This is a genomic window from Achromobacter sp. GbtcB20 (genome assembly GCF_019091095.1).
Lineage (GTDB): Bacteria > Pseudomonadota > Gammaproteobacteria > Burkholderiales > Burkholderiaceae_B > Achromobacter > Achromobacter mucicolens.
Window position 1 is genome coordinate 1 of record NZ_JAGXJZ010000861.1, and the last position, 239, is coordinate 239.

Annotated in this window: 1 protein-coding gene; it reads right to left on the reverse strand. The window is 66.9% G+C overall.

What is annotated here, in order from left to right:
• The coding region (locus KVT32_RS31425) for a UDP-2,3-diacylglucosamine diphosphatase (RefSeq protein ID WP_371825655.1) at positions 1-239 on the reverse strand (239 nt) is incomplete at both ends.

A 239-nucleotide genomic window follows, 5' to 3' on the forward strand; every position in this document is an offset into this window, starting at 1 on the left:
ACCCACGCACCCCCGGGCGAACTCGCCATGGTTGCCGGGGATGAACACCACGCGGGTGCCGTTGCGGGCCTTCCGCAGGATGCGCTGGACCACGCCGTTGTGCGCGCGGGGCCAATGCCAGTGCTTGCGCAGCTGCCAGCCGACGACGATGTCGCCGACCAGATAGAGGGTGTCCGAATCGTTGTGCTCCAGGAAATCGTGGAGGGATTCCGCCTTGCACCCGGCAGTGCCCAGGTGAA